The following is a 14,672-nucleotide window of genomic DNA, read 5'->3' on the forward strand; positions in this document are numbered from 1 at the left end:
CAACAGCCTTTTCCCAATCTATATCCGATTTATAGTAGATGCGGTTGACCGGTAGAAGCACTAGTGCCGCCGTCGATGGGAAGCACAACGCCCGTGATGTAAGCGGCGTCCGGCGAAGCCAAGAACAGCACGACCGGGGCGATATCTTCCGGGGTTCCAGGCCGCTCCAAGGGAATACGGTCGATAAACGGAACAAGCTGTTCGGGTGATCCCGCCACGTCAGCGGTCATATCGGTGATGGTAAACGCCGGGGCAACGGCGTTCACACGAACGCCTTCCCCGCCCCAATCCAACGCGAGAGAGCGGACAAAGCCGCTGACCGCATGTTTGGTGGCATTGTAAGCGGCCTGTTTCCAGTCTCCGTTCAGCCCGGAAACCGATGAGGTCGCAACCAATGTGCCGCTGACTTTCCGCAATGCCGGAAAAGCAGCTTGGGCAAGATAGAAAAGCGCATCAATATTGACTGAACACAGATGTTCCCATGTTTTTTTGTCCAAATCCACCAAGTCTCCGCTCGCATAAGCGCCGGCGTTGCTCACCACTACGTCCAGATGGCCGAAGCGCTTCAGCACCTCCGCCACGATTTGTGCGGCGGCTTGCGGCTCGGAGATATCTCTGGAAATTGCCAGGGTGCGTTCTTTCGGATAAGAGGCGAGCGTCTCCCTCAACGCTTCCATGCGCCGGCCAATGATGACGACGGTAGCGTTATTCTCCAAAAATGCACAGGCTATCGCCCGACCAATCCCACTGCCGCCTCCGGTTATCAAAACGACCTTTTGATGGAACGGATAAGTGTTTTTCGTCATGTGTGCCTTGTTCCTCCTTCCACATGGATCGTTTCTCCGGAAACAAATCCGGCACCGAGCAGCCATATGGCGGCATCTGCGATATCATCAGCCGTACCGGCCCGCCCGACCAGGCTGGACACCGAGGCACTTTCCAGCAGTTCCCTTTTGTTCTGCTTTCCAAGGACGTTCCAAGTGCCGGAGTCGGTGATGCCCGGCGAAATTGCATTGACACGGATAGGCGCAAGTTCCTTTGCTAGTTGCGAAACCAGGAAGGCGACCGCTCCATTGGTCACACCCATCACCGTATATTCGGGGGAGGGTTTCCATGCGGCCACGCCGGAGAACAGAAGGATAGATCCCGCCGGGGAGATAATCGGCGCAAAATGCTTCGCCAACAGCAGAGGGCCGATCACCTTCGCTTCAAACGCGGTGACGATTTTATCATGTTCCAGATCCTGAACCCGCACATTGTGATGAGCAGATGCGGTGATCACCACATGATCGACATGCCCCAGTTGGGATGCCGCGGCGGCAATCGTGCCTTCGTCCGTAATGTCCACGCGGATCGCACTTGCCAGCGGAAGCTGTGCGGCCGCCTGAGAAGCCTGCTCCGGATTGCGCGCTCCAATGACCACTTCCGCTCCGGCTTCACTCGCTTGTTTTGCGATTGCCAAGCCCAAATATTTCGATCCGCCTATTACCAGTACTTTTTGCTTGTTTAATTGTCCGCTCATTTTGTTCTCCTTTTATGTGTCGAAACGTGTTTGCGTACCATGCGAATTTGGAATTCGACTGTGTGCCCCACCTCCAAGATCGCGTCCGGATTCGATTTATTTTCCGCAGCGTAGTCCCCCTTTCAATTCGGCCTGCTTTATGATAAACTGACCTTGCTTATATGATAAACTCTGCTGACGGGCTTGCCTAATTGCTCCTGCACATATTGGGTATAGCCGGAACGCATAGCATATGAAAGGAATACAATGATCAGCCTCGAGCAAATACAATATTTTCTTGCAATCGTCCGTTACGGCAGCTTGAACAAAGCATCCGAGCACCTTTACATTTCGCAGCCGTCGCTTTCGAAACAGCTGCAACATCTTGAAAAGGAGCTTGGCTGCAAACTGTTGATCCGAAACTATGACGGCATTGAAGCGACCTCTCCTGGAAAGCTGTTCTATGAGCAAATGAGCGGCATTTTGGAAGAATTTGATCGGGCAATCGATAAAGTCAGACATTTTGATGAGGTGCGTCAACTGCGCGTCGGCGGACTTGGAAATCTGGTGACCTATTTTCTCCCCCGGTATATAGAACGGCTGAAAGCAGGCGGGCGGAATCAGGTGACCGTTGATACCCGCTTCTCCAACGAGGAACTTGTAAAAGGGGTCGAAAGTGGAAAATTCGACTTGGTACTGCTTTCCAACGCGGAGCCGCAGCAGAATCTTGCCGTGATCCCGCTCATGACGGAGCCGCTCTATGTGGTGTTTCCTGTTGCCCACCCTCTGCGCTGCCAACAGAGCATTAGTTTTATGGAGATCGTCCTGCATGAAAAACTGGTGCTCTATAAGGATCCCTGCACCATCCGCGCCTCGATACGCAGGCAGTGCAACCGCATGAAAGTGACGCCGAATATCGTGCTGGAGCTGGACCTGACAGAGTCGCTCTTGCGCTACGTGAGCCATGGAGACGGCATCACCCTTCTGCCCTCGATCGTGGCAAAAGGGATTCAGGACCCTTCCATCGCCACACGAGAAATCAGCCGCATTCCGATCTACCGGGAAATATCCGTCGCCATGAAAAAGGAAAATGTACCCTCCTATCTGCCCATGTTTTCCGAGAACATTAAGGCATTCTGAGCTTCAAACCAAGGCGTTTCTGCATCCGTGTTGAATTTAAAATACAGGCATTTCTGATTTTAACCGAAAAAGGAACTCCTGCAAATTTCCATCTAAACCAGTTCCCCCAATTTGCAAAATGTTATAGAATGATGAGGCTTTTCATTAATGTTTTATGATGAGCGATGGAGGTGCTTTTTCACAAAAACAATATAAGCCGCGAAAAGATTGGTTTGGTGTAATATTGCTACACAACATCATCATAAGACGATGAAAGCAATTTGATTCCGTTCATATTATAAATCAGAACGAGTCTTCTTTTTTGCAGCTTGCACAAGTGTGCGTTATGTTTATCAAAACGCAATAGAATTTTACAGGATTATCACGTGAGAAAGAACACCGTTTGAGACTGAATTTGAGCCAATAATATCTATTGTAGTACATGAGGAGCTCGTTCCGACGCTTTAAAACCATTGACATATATATAAAAAATCCCTCTGCGGCACTTTGGCAAAGTTGCGGCAGAGGGATTTTTACAATTCGTAAATCTTAAAATTTGTTAAGCGTTCCGGATGTTCCTTTTATCGGCTTTCCTTTTTCCGGCGGCGAAACAGCACCACCACGAAGGCGCAGGCGCCGACCAGACCACCGGCTGCTGCGACCGGCAACGCAGAAGACTGCGCAGCGCCCGTTTTAGGGTTAGACGCATTGGAATGGGAAGACGCATCGTTGGAGGATGTTGTCCCATTTCCGGCCGAAACCGGCACCAGCCCGTTGACCGCATTCTGGAGGCTGCCCGTCAGTTGGTTGACCGCATCCTGCGTGATGTTTTCATCCGTCAGCGCTGTCTTGGCCGCTGTCAGTTCCTGACGGAGTGTCTCCGCGCTCGCAGCCGTGTATTTGGTAAGATCCATTTTCGAGGTGGCATCGACCAGCTTGGCCAAGTCGGTCTTATCCGCTTTGACACGAACTTTTGCAAGGGCGTTGAGCAAGGCGCTGTCTGCGCTGTCCACCGCGCTCTGCGTCGCATCGTTCTGCACCAGCAATGCCTGCGCCTGTGCCACGAGATCAGAAATCCCCTGCAAGGTGGCCGGCGCGTAGCTGCCTGCGTTGGCGAGCACCTGGCCTGCCAGCGAAACGGTGTTGCTCAGCGCCGCCTTGTTGGAAACCGTCACCAGTGCGTTCACCGCGCCCGCCAAATTGCTGTAGGCGGTCTGGATATCGGACGCATTATTATCCAGATCGGCAGCTTCGGCCTGTGCGGCGCTCAACGCCGTCTGCAGGCTTTGCCAACTGGCATTGGTGTATTTGCTGCCATCCAGTTTCTGCACCGTTACAATTAGTGCGTTCAGATCCGTACGGTCCGCGATTTCCTGCAGATTGGTAAGCGCCTGCAGTACCGCGGCTACCGCGTTATCCGCTTCGGTTTGCACGGCGTTCGGGTCGTCCAACACAGCCTGTGCTGCCGCGACCGCATCGGTCAGCGCCTTCACACGCGCAGGTTTGTCATTGGATGTATCCGTGTTTTTCGCCAATGTGACGATCTGTTGCAGCGCAGATTTATCTGCCGCAAACACCAGACTGTTTTGGGCTGTCAGCAGTGCGTTGAACGCCTCATTAATGTCTTCCTGACGCGGGTGACCGGCCAGCACGGTCTGCGCAGCCGTCAATGCATCGCCGAACGGTTTCCAACTGTTCGGCGTATACTTGGTGGAATCCAACTTCTCCGCATTGGACACCAGCGTGTTCAACTGGGTGCGATCAACCGTCACCACCGCGCTCTGGAACGTGGCCACTGCCGTGTTCAGCGCAGTTACCGCCGCAGCCACGTCTTCCGGCGTGGCATTGTCGTCGCTGTTTACGGCGTTTGCGGCATTGATCGCAGACTTCATGGAATCCATGGCGCTTTGCGGGTAATTGCCTTCATAGTTGCCGACCACAGCCGCGCCATCCAGCGCCTGCGCACTGGCAATGGCAGACTGCAACGCGGTCTTGTCGGTTTTATGCGCGGTCAGCGTCACGTCGTCGGTCGTCTCGCCGTTTTGGGAATCATGCACGACGAGATGCATCTTGTTCTTGTCCACCGAGCAGGTCAGGTAAACGGCGTCGTCTTTGTTGGCCTCCTGCTGATGGGTGACGAAAGCATCCGGTTGCACTGGGTCAATGTCGTAAGTTTTGTCCCCACTGTGGCCGGCTGCGATATAGACCGTACCGTTGTTGCAGTTGGCCGGATCGGACGTCGCCGGAGTCTTGTCGTAGATGGGGTAGGTGCGACCGTAAGCATGATCGTGGCCGTTGAACACGATGTCCACACCCAGTTCGTCGCACACCTGCGGCAACATATCGTAAAACATCGTGGAACCGTCCGACGGGTTCGTATTGAACGTCGGCTGGTGGGTCGCGATCATCTTCCAGGTCTTATGGGAAGCGTTCATATCCTTGCGCAGCCAATCGAGTTTTTCCTGCATCTGGGTGGTGTCGCCCGTCCAACCCAGAACGGCAATGTGCATGTTGCCGTAATCAACCGAATAAGTACCGGTTTTATCGCAGTCTGGGCCATTGCTGTTTGGCATGCCGAGGATGGCGGCGGATTTGGTGCCGTCGTCTCCCTGTAGCTCATGGTTGCCCATGACATGGATAAAGTCCATTGAATCAAAGATCGAATGCGAGCTGAGCATGTTGGCAGTAATATCCATTTCGTTGAAAATGGACTGATCGTCGGTGAAGTCACCCACATGAAGGGCAAAATCGGATTTGACCGGCGCGTTCTCAATGTCGGTGATGAAGCCGTCGAGTGCGCTGAGTCCCGCCGTATCACTGACCTGCGTATCACCGAAGACATTGAATGTCAGGTTGGAATCATCGGGCTTCAGGGTGGTGAACGTGCGCACGTCCGACCAGTTCGTGCCGTCGCCTACACGATAGGCGTAAGTCGTGCCGGCAGTGAGGCCGGTCGCGGTGACTGAATTGAGCGTGACGGCGCTGCTGTCGGCGGTGTAGGTGATGAGCTTGCATGTACCGGTATAATCGGCAAAGGCGCTGTCGCCGTTCTTCGCGTAGTCATCCTGCCCGGCCACCTGCATGATGGCTTTTCCCCCGCCCTGCAACGGATTGGTCATCCATGTAAAGGTTTTTTCAGTCGTCGGGTCCTGCGTGGAACCGGCCAGCAGATTACTGGGCGCGGCGCCCTTCTGCGGATTGAACGACTGCCCGGCGGTCGGGAAACTGTACGCCGTATCCAACTGCGCCGAAAGCGTGAATTTCTGCGCCGTCTGGGTCGGCACGGCGCTTGAAAGATTGCCGTCCGCGTCGGTTTTGCCGAGATCCTGCGCGGTGCCGCCCGCAGGCGTGAACGTCACATCCGCACCGGCAGCCGGTTTACCGTCCGCCGTGGTAACGGTGAGCTGCCCATCCGCCCCCACGACCATCTGCCCGAGAGAGACATTCAAGCTGGACGAAACCGGTATGGCTCCCGCGGTGCAGGAAAACGTGGCGTTAAAAGTGCCGCCCTGTGCAGCGGTGAAAGTAGCCGCGCCGCTGGTAACGCTGTAGGGGATGGTGCCGCCCTGTGCGGTGCCGGCCGGCACGGCAACATGGATGGTCGCCAGCGTGCCGGAGCCCTTGGCCGCGCCGCTGTTTTTGATGTTCAGTGTCACGTTGCCGGTGGAGACATCGTATTGGTAGGTGCTGCCCGCGGCGCTACCGGCAAAGTCCACGCCCGTCACCGGAAATGCCTCGCTGATATTGACGGTAGCCGTGGCGCCGGTCACATTGGACAGATCGTCCGCATTCAGCGTAAACAAATAGGTCCCGCCCAGAGGTGCGCTCGCGCCCTGTGGATTCAGCGAAATACCGGTGCCGTTGCTTGTTTTTACCGTGAAATAGACATCCTTGTCCGTTTCATTCCCGAAGTTATCCTGAATGGAAAGGTGCACATGGTGCACACCGTCCGCCCATTGATAACCGGACAAACTGAAAGTACCGTCTTTATCATAGGAATAATGGTCCTGGGCATTGGTATATTCCACACCGTCCACCCAAATGCGGTTGCGGTCCCAGTTGATACCGGATTCATTGGGCTCGCTCACGTCGTGGATCGCTGTCGTAATGTTGACGGAAGACGTATTGTACGTTTTCCCATCCACATTTACCGAGTCGATCACCGGCGCAGTCAAGTCATCTACATTCGCGCCGTAGACCGCGCGGATGTTATCGACATAGATGCTTCCTTTGGTCATGGGGCCGACAATACCGGACTTGAGGGACATGATGCGGATCATCTGTTTGGGAAATGTCGTAAACGGACCTTGATACGTGCTTGGAATCGCTGCTTCACAGTATTTCCAGCCGGTCCAGTTGACACCGGACTGCGGCGTGATATCCAAAGGCTTGACGCTTCCGTTTTTATCGTAAACATACATGCGCAACCAATACCCCTGCGCTTCGGGAGTCGCATAGACCCACATGCCGATTGCCGTCGGTGTGCCCGGAACAGGCACGCTGGTTGCCGGGCCGGCATAATCCCCGAGCGTGGTGGATTTCTGTGCGTTCGTATTGTCAAAGTCAATGCGCAGGGACTGCTGACCAAAGCGGACCGGATCATTCGGATATTTTGCAAGGGATATGCTGCACTGCTCGCCCCTGCCGGCGGTAGAAGTGCTCCAGTCGTCAAGATTCCCTTCAAAATCATACAGGACGACCGGGAGCTGGCCCACCTTGAGATTGATAGAAGCCGTAAGATTTGTGCCGCTGAACTGTGCCGTGACCGTGCCGGAAGCGGACTGTCCGCCTGCGTGGAAGATATTGGAATCATCTATGGTACCCATCGCCGTGTTATAGGTCCACTGGATATCACCACTGTGCAGTGTAACCGTACGTCCCTTGTAGGTGGCGGTCAACCCCAAATCCTGCTGGGCATTGAACTTCAGGCTTAGCTCCGACTGCAAAAACTGCAAGCTGTCCGGAACGGCGACCTCTGCCCATGCGCTGCCTACTACTTTCCCATTCGAGGAAAGCTGAACCTGGAACTGCCCCGTTTTTCCGCCGGATACAAATTTGCCCGTCTGGTCGATACTTCCGTAACTGGGGTCGGAAAGCGACCAAGACAAACCACCCGGCAACTGTGCCGGCGCACCGGAGGCATCCACACCTTTGGCGGCAAACTGCACGGTTGCACCAGGCGTATAGGTCTGATCGCCAGGTGTGATAGCTGCTGAAGCAAACTGTCCATCTGACACAGCGTTGGAAACAATCAGCCAGGAATTGGCCACGGTGCGTTCGTTGCCATCCGACGGGCTGTTTTTCACCGTCAGATCAGTATCTCCCGGTGTGCGGCTGGCAAAGGTGGAGGAACCACCGCCATCCAAATTGGCGGCCTGCACGGCACCGTCATCCAGCATTAGTTGGGATAGATCCGTCAGCGTAATACCTTCGGAATAAGGGCTTTGCCGGCCGTCAATTACAATGAAGAACACGCTGCCGTCCGCGCGGATGCCTACGGCAGTACGTGGTTCGAGATCTGTGCTGCTGCCGACGGTTTTTCCGTTTACCACCAAAAGCTGGTTGCTGCTCATTGCTTCTTGAAGGTCGCCTTTGATCTGATTATACGTACTAGCATCTCCGATAACGGCCATACCGTCCTTTTTTATGCCAAAAAAGCCACTGGAATTGTTGCTGGCGTGCAGTTCAACGCCATCTTTTACAATGAGACTGACCGGTTCGCCGGTGGACATATCATAAAAATCCCCGTTGACGGCGGCCACAATGTTTTTCCCGTTTTTTTCTGCGGCAGAAGCTTGGTCGCGCACGGTCTGCATCCCGTAAGATGTGCCGTCGTTTGGCATGCCCACGACCAGCGACGCATTTTTGTTTGACAAATCAACATCTGCTTCATAGCAGGCAACGCGGTTGTTGTCCCCTTTATTTATATATGTAAATGTTTTCTGTCCAACATCGGGGGATATTGTTGTCTTTGTTTCATCAATAATCGACTTAAATACAGATGACTGAATATCAACCGGGCCCAGTGCATATACGTCTACCGATGATAGAATCTGCGCAGCGCATATGCTAATTGCGACCGCCGCTGCGGCCAATTTTCTCTTTACTCTTTTTTTCATTCCAATGTTTTCCTTCTTCCCCAAATCAAAGATTTTTGTTTGCTCTACGTCCTTAAACAGAGCTTTTTCAGACGTAAAATAGATTATTGAAACACTTTTATTTTTACACCAATCCAAACCGATTGCTACCCAATGTATGTAAAATTTACGTATCCGCAAACAGGCTGAGGGATGCACAGGCAAAAGGCAGTAAAGCGGTCAAACTATAATGAGGATGGCTGGCAGATTATTGCATGGATGCGAGATCCAATGAGAAGCACTCCAGATCATGCTCCCCCTTATTACAAAGAATAAGCACAGACACCGCCATTCTTCGGCAAGTGCCTGTGCTTATATAATGCCAATAAGATACTGCTTTCTTCGCAGCGTGTAAACATGATGAAAAAATCAACAGAAGTATGGATTAAGCATTACGCATTCAACATCAAAGAGGAATTTGTTTGCGGAATTATCTGATTATATAATAACATCTTTTAATTGTTATGAGATAATCCAAATATCGTTCACCTGTTTGGTATGATTTATCTAATTGCATATAATCCATTCCGTTGCTAAAAGCGTAGACACATACAAAAAACATTATCTATAATAAATGTGAGCAAACGGAAATAATGGGAATGTCATGTCAAACAATGGATAATGAGGGGATATACCTATCCTTCTTTCCCTGGCTTTTGATTCGTAAATTTTTTGAGAACAAAATACGCCAATGAAATTAATATTGTAATGACTGTGGCTGAATAGAAACCGATTCTAAAATCTTTTACCCAAAGACTGACGACGGAAAGGATACAGATCAGAAATATTGTTACATAACAACCAATACTGCCAAAAATGAGCGGTGAGGAAAAGCGCTCCTCCCCGTGCCGATGCTTTAACCAAAGAAGATAGACGATAAGGTTGATCGTCCAATTAAAGAAAGAGAAATAGGAGCAGGATGAGATTGGGTAATTAAACAGTTTGAAACTTAAAAAGAAAGATATTTCCACAATAATCAATGAAAATACACCTGTTGCAAACCAAGCATTTTGATAAAATCGGTTCTTAGTTTTTCGCCTGAAAGCAGCAGGTGCCTCCTTGGTATTCGAAAGAGATGTCAACAGCAGGTTGCTTCCAAAATATGCCCCGAGCATAACAGAAAAGGCGGATTGTTGCGCTGCCATACTCCAAAAAGAAGTTGCGGACGCTATACATATTGACGAGTTCCAGTCAGCCACGCTTGTAACCGTCCTCAATCATGAGGATAATAAGAGCTGTCAGCAGTGTTCGGGCACTGTTTGGCCAAACCGGATCGGGCTGCGGATTATCCGTAAGAATCTGTGCCAGCTCTTTAATCAACTCGATTGAACCGAAATAATCCTCGTCGCCGACTTTTGCTTCCTCCAGACATCTTTTCTTGATTGTGGGAGAAGGTTTCGCTTAGAGCTGCGTTTCGGATTATCCAAACAGCCACAACATAGCCTTTATCTTTCAAAATGTATACCAACTTTCAAAGTCTTCACCTTTTAAGTCGAACACCAGAAAGGATTCCCGATTGCGGCCTTGACCGGCCAAGCGGATGGTGTTTAAGATGATGCGCATATCTTTGCCGCTTCGGGTCGTACCAATAACCAGTGCACGGATCGCCTGCTTGTTCACAAAATCGAAAGAATCACTCTCGCCCACGAGCTTGGGCATGTAAGCCAACCCGGACGCTATTGTGATAGGGAATGCCGTTCCTGGATTATTGACAAGGCGATACGGGAAAGAGTGCAGAAACGTCTTATGGAAAACGAAAAAAACGGTGCAAAAAACCGTGTAAACCGGAAACATCTTCTCTCTGGGCTGATTCGCTGCCGGAAATGCGGTGCGCGTGGGGCGGCGTCACCATCAGTTCAAAAGGCTATGGACACAGCTACTTATACTTGCCTGAACAAAAGAAGGCTCCACACCTACGCGCCAAAAACATGGCCGTCGCAGACATAGAACCTTTGTTTGTAAACTGCCTAAAAAACGAAATTCTAAACGGCAAACTCATTAAAAACACGGCGGACGCGATCCTACAGGCCTGCAAAGATGACGGTGTGGGCAAGGCCAACGCTATCAGGCCGGAAATCTCCGCAACTGGGAAAAAGATTGAAAACCTGATGCATACGCTGGAAGACGGATTGGATAATGACATGGTACGCAACCGGATCATCGGGCACCAGGCACACCTGAAGATTCTGCGAGATCGTCCGGTCGCGGCACAACCGGCTCCAACCGTTACATGCGAGAAACTGATTGAGAAGCTTTCCCGCGACCGTAACCTTCTGCTGTCCGATCCGCTTATATCCGGCAGGCGCTTCGGAAATGTATTGTAAATATTCTGATCAATGATGAAGCGGTTGAAATCAATACCGTCAGCAACCACCTTGCGAATAGAGCAATCCCCGGCAGACTTTAGTCTGCCGGGGATTTGAACCCGTAAATACGGCTGGTTTCGGGAGTGCGCGACATATTTTACCTAAAATACTTTTCAAATTTCATAACAAAGCTTAATAATGGATTGCGATATGCTTGTTGTCAGCGTCTTTTTGCTTTTTTCTTAATAAGCACTGAGAATGCGGTAATGCCAATCGCCGTTCCGGCCAGAATCAAGCTTAATATCACCATATACCAATTCATTCTCTCATCACCAGTTTGGGGATTCACAATAGCTGCTTGGGAATTTGAAGAGCTCATCTGATTGCTTTCAGGAGTAGAAGTCGAAATACCCCCATAAGTCCCTGTACTGGAATTGGAGCTGCTGGAATCTGCGGAAAACAATGCCGTAACCCTGATGTCGCCTGTCACTTTTTTGTCTTGCCTTGTAGCAGAGATAAATCCATCGCTCCATTTCACGAAATGATAACCGGCATTGGCAATGGCCGCAACCGATGTCCCGTCGGCTCCCTGAGAAACGGTCTGCTTCGCGCTTCCCGAAACGGTGCCTCCGGCTCCGGCCGCATAAACAAGGCTATACGTCGTGGATGACGGAGGAATGTTGGTCGTACCAAGCAGTTGATCATAATTTCCATCATTTTTGCTTGAAACAAATACCTGGACTGCTCCGGTACTGTCTCCCGTTTTGTCTTTAATCAAAATGCTTGTTTTATCGGTGGAAACGGTTTGCGTGGTATTTTCTCCATCTGGTTCACGAACGGTTCCCACTGTTAAATTTTGAAGATGGGGAGAACTGACGATTACCCCCTGCGCATTTTGTGAAATGCTGACGTTCGCGCCACTGTTTGAGCTGACTTGAATATTTCCATCCGATGTTGGATCGGGGACCGAAGCCGTGTATGAGAACGAACTGCCGTTGATGTCCACCGCATTATTCGATTTAAATACCATGTCGGCCGCGCCCGTTTCATTTACGGAAGCAAAACTGTTATGGTCTAGCGCCGAAACTTTCATGGCCTTCCCCTCGGGTGTGACCGTATACGTGCCTGCCGTCGAAAAATGATACCGCATTTCTCCGCCAACACCATCACTGAGCGGTACTTCCGAATCTGGAACCAGACTGCCCGATTGGGCAAAGCTCTGTGCGCGGGTAAATGTGCTGCCAGACGCATCGGATATGCTGAATCCATCAGCAGCACCTAAGTCAAAATATGTACCGGTCAATGTTTCCGTTTCTCCTGCGCTCGAATTTGTATCTGGGCCGGATACAATATAAGGATTATTGTTATCTTGACCGTCGATGTCAATAAAACGTAGCGCGTCTGTGTCCATATATCCAATTTCATTCCAATTAGATGCATTAATAGTTAGCGGATCATCGGAAAACTGGTAGGACATAAAATCATCGGCAATTTTCAACGTTTCAAATTTGGTTGTGTCATTTGGGTCAATAATTTCCAATTCGTGGTATCCATCGGAGTCTTTCAAATATCCATTACAAATAATGGCATGATTGTCAGGTTGTCCATTGCTAATTTGACCAACCTGCAGCACAAAAGGCATTCCACCCGAGGCGACGGCTTTAGCTTTTTGAACAATGCTTCCCATCACGGACTGACTTATCTGTTCTGTATCTCCCGTCAGTTTAGGATTGACTGCATTCACTATTTTATCAGAAATTGCTGGAATGTATTGAGAAAGATGATAATAATTTATAAGATCTCGAACATGGGAATCATTTTTTGGTTTATTCAAATCGGAAAAATTTGACACATTCGGATTGTAGCTATCAAAGTTTTGTATGTTAATATTGCCCAACTTTGAAAGAATCATCGCAGAACTCATTCCAAAGCAGGATCCTCCCCATGCCGAATTTCTCTCATTAAGTAGATCATTTACCACAGAAGAATAATCGTTGTCATTTGTATATTTATCTTCTACACACTCAACCAGTTTATTAAATAAATGATCACTTATCGTATAGTTTGAAACATCTGAAGTGTTAAAGAAATCATTATAATTATTTGTAAACGTACTAGTATCGGTTCCTAAGATAAGAGCCTTAGATACAAAGGATTCAATTTTAACTGTATATGTGGCCGCTTTTCCTACATATATGACGGTGAGAGTTTCGGAATCCTTTGGTGCGGAGCTGTCAAACCCAGAAATATTTGCAGATGTGATCGGCTCGACTTTCGTGCTGCCGTCGCTATAGGTACCCGTTACCACCAGACCGGTGATATCAAGGGATTCTCCCACCACATAGCTGGTTTTTCCCGGCGGTGTTGTAATAGCGATGCTTTCCAGCGTTACCGGAGCTTCCGCAATTGGTTTAAATGTTCTTCCGTATTCCGCGGCGTAATCTTTTGCGGTCGAAGGATCATACCCGTAAATGACCGCACTGGCAGGGAGCGTGACACCAACATTGTCCTTATATCCGGATTGCCCTTCGCCGATTGTCGTCGTTGCGGATTCAAACGTAATGGAAGTCAGGCCGCTGCCATCAAATGCCTCATAATCGACATCTGTAACACTGGACGGGATGATTACGCTTGTAAGTGATTGGCAATCAGCAAATGCCTGCATGCCAATATACGTTAAATGAGACGAGAATCCAACGCTGGTCAGGCTGGTGCAACCCGAAAAAGACTCTCCTTCAATGCTGGTAACACCCGGAAGATCGATACTTTTCAGATTGGAACAATTTTCAAATGAGCCTTCAATAGTGTTTACGCTTGAAGGAATTATAATGTTTGCAAAAGGACACCCTGCAAATGCTAAATTTCCGATGCTGGTCACAGTATCTGGAATTGTGACACTTTTTAAACCCGCACAGTAATTGAACTCATAGTCTCCAATCTGAGTAGTACCGGGAGCAAGCGTCACGCTGGTCAAATCATCACAGCCTTCAAAGGCGGAAACGCTTTTGGTAACGCTGGAGGGAACGGTCAGGCTGGCCAAAGTACTCCCTACAAATGCAAAGGCTCCAATGCTGGTTACACTGGAGGGAATCGTCACGCTGGTAAAACGGCAGCTTGCAAAAGCATAGTCTCCGATACTGGTTACACTGGAAGGAATCGTCACGCTGGTCAGGTTGCAACGGTCAAACGCATTGTCTCCAATGCCCGTGACATTGGACGGGATGGCCAGTGACAAATCGCTTGGTACAGTTAATATATTGTAGATAGGTTTCAGTGTATACCCGGTTACAATGCCATCCTCAATATTTAAATCATAATAGGTAAGAAAATCTGCGGATGCGCCCGTATCAGCAGATACATTTAGTCCAAACAGATTCAGAGACGATAGGAGGACAGCAAATGATACGGCGATCGCTCCCGCCCGTAACGCCGTCTGTTTCCATACCCTTGATGAAAACAGTGATTGACTTCTCTTTTTAAGCATTTTCATCCGTCTTCTCCCTTTTGTCTTATAACTCCTCGACTCAATGCCTCTCAGAACAGGCAAACATACCAATCTGAATGAAGTATACCACCTTATATGCTTCTTTACAATATGTTCACAATTAC

General features: G+C 49.9%; 8 protein-coding genes. 2 read left to right on the top strand and 6 right to left on the bottom strand.

The features are described from left to right. Positions 1-29: 29 nt before the first annotated feature. Complete coding sequence (gene budC / locus ETHHA_RS02795; protein WP_013484494.1) at positions 30-806, bottom strand: meso-2,3-butanediol dehydrogenase; 777 nt, start codon at positions 804-806, stop codon at positions 30-32. Next, the gene (locus ETHHA_RS02800) at positions 803-1,522 is read right to left on the bottom strand and encodes an SDR family oxidoreductase (protein WP_013484495.1); all 720 of its coding nucleotides are present in this window, start codon (positions 1,520-1,522) and stop codon (positions 803-805) included. Before ETHHA_RS02800 ends, budC begins: the two co-directional genes overlap by 4 nt. A gap of 246 nt (positions 1,523-1,768) precedes the next feature. Here ETHHA_RS02800 and ETHHA_RS02805 point away from each other — a divergent pair, with 246 nt between their 5' ends. Next, positions 1,769-2,641 (top strand): LysR family transcriptional regulator, encoded by an 873-nt coding sequence (locus tag ETHHA_RS02805; RefSeq protein ID WP_013484496.1) that lies wholly within the window; start codon positions 1,769-1,771, stop codon positions 2,639-2,641. Between the two features lie 560 nt (positions 2,642-3,201). Here the strand turns inward: ETHHA_RS02805 and ETHHA_RS02810 are convergent. The 3 genes from ETHHA_RS02810 to ETHHA_RS15405 form a co-directional block, all read right to left on the bottom strand. Further along, positions 3,202-8,496: a phosphodiester glycosidase family protein gene (locus ETHHA_RS02810; protein WP_242822086.1), complete on the bottom strand. Its 5,295-nt coding sequence runs from the start codon at positions 8,494-8,496 to the stop codon at positions 3,202-3,204. Positions 8,497-9,392: 896 nt separating this feature from the next. Beyond that, on the bottom strand, positions 9,393-9,902 hold the full coding sequence (locus ETHHA_RS14325) for an APC family permease (protein WP_137143828.1): 510 nt from the start codon (positions 9,900-9,902) through the stop codon (positions 9,393-9,395). Between the two features lie 307 nt (positions 9,903-10,209). After that, on the bottom strand, positions 10,210-10,416 hold the full coding sequence (locus ETHHA_RS15405) for a hypothetical protein (RefSeq protein WP_137143829.1): 207 nt from the start codon (positions 10,414-10,416) through the stop codon (positions 10,210-10,212). A 269-nt stretch (positions 10,417-10,685) separates the two neighbouring features. On the opposite strand from ETHHA_RS15405, the gene ETHHA_RS02825 reads away from it, so the two are divergent. Further along, positions 10,686-11,081 carry a hypothetical protein gene (locus ETHHA_RS02825; RefSeq protein WP_041686606.1) on the top strand — a complete coding sequence of 132 codons (396 nt, stop codon included), beginning with the start codon at positions 10,686-10,688 and terminating at the stop codon, positions 11,079-11,081. 202 nt (positions 11,082-11,283) lie between these two features. Here ETHHA_RS02825 and ETHHA_RS14335 read toward each other — a convergent pair whose 3' ends face one another. Further along, entirely contained in the window at positions 11,284-14,553 is a 3,270-nt protein-coding gene (locus tag ETHHA_RS14335) for a leucine-rich repeat protein (protein WP_013484500.1), read from the bottom strand. Positions 14,554-14,672: the final 119 nt, after the last annotated feature.

Source organism: Ethanoligenens harbinense YUAN-3, assembly GCF_000178115.2.
Taxonomy (GTDB): Bacteria; Bacillota; Clostridia; order Oscillospirales; family Ethanoligenentaceae; genus Ethanoligenens; species Ethanoligenens harbinense.

What these genes read in the sequence shown, in the direction of transcription:
- ETHHA_RS14325 (WP_137143828.1), bottom strand. Translation starts at nt 9,902, where the DNA reads ATGGCAGCGCAACAATCCGCCTTTTCTGTTATGCTCGGGGCATATTTT.
- ETHHA_RS02825 (WP_041686606.1), top strand. Translation starts at nt 10,686, where the DNA reads ATGGCCGTCGCAGACATAGAACCTTTGTTTGTAAACTGCCTAAAAAAC.
- ETHHA_RS14335 (WP_013484500.1), bottom strand. Translation starts at nt 14,553, where the DNA reads ATGAAAATGCTTAAAAAGAGAAGTCAATCACTGTTTTCATCAAGGGTA.
- ETHHA_RS02800 (WP_013484495.1), bottom strand. Translation starts at nt 1,522, where the DNA reads ATGAGCGGACAATTAAACAAGCAAAAAGTACTGGTAATAGGCGGATCG.
- ETHHA_RS15405 (WP_137143829.1), bottom strand. Translation starts at nt 10,416, where the DNA reads ATGCCCAAGCTCGTGGGCGAGAGTGATTCTTTCGATTTTGTGAACAAG.
- ETHHA_RS02805 (WP_013484496.1), top strand. Translation starts at nt 1,769, where the DNA reads ATGATCAGCCTCGAGCAAATACAATATTTTCTTGCAATCGTCCGTTAC.
- budC (WP_013484494.1), bottom strand. Translation starts at nt 806, where the DNA reads ATGACGAAAAACACTTATCCGTTCCATCAAAAGGTCGTTTTGATAACC.